Raw genomic sequence first — 288 nt, 5'->3', positions numbered from 1 at the left:
CTGGTGGGACCGGCCGGCCGGGTGGGGCTGGGCCGGCGGTCGGTCGCGTCCTTTGATGTTCCTCAGCCGATCACCCAAGCGCTGACCGAGTTGGCCCGCGCTCAGCACACGACGGTCAATGTGGTGTTGCAGGCGGCGTTCGCGCAGCTGCTGTGCGCGTTGACCGGTCACCACGATGTCGTCTTCGGCACCACGGTGTCGGGGCGCCCGCCGGAGTTGGCGGGTGCCGAGTCGATGGTGGGGTTGTTGATCAACACGGTGCCGGTGCGCGCCCGGCTCAGCGCGGCC

The 288-nt window shown here is 70.5% G+C and carries 1 protein-coding gene; it reads left to right on the top strand.

Translation table 11 applies throughout. From position 1 onward, the window contains the following. A partial coding sequence (locus tag OQ789_RS26090) for a condensation domain-containing protein (protein WP_324689297.1) occupies window positions 1–288 on the top strand: 288 nt, incomplete at both ends.

This window comes from Mycobacterium sp. 94-17 (genome assembly GCF_035617725.1).
Classification (GTDB): domain Bacteria; phylum Actinomycetota; class Actinomycetes; order Mycobacteriales; family Mycobacteriaceae; genus Mycobacterium.
This window is presented reverse-complemented; position numbering and strand designations above follow the sequence as displayed.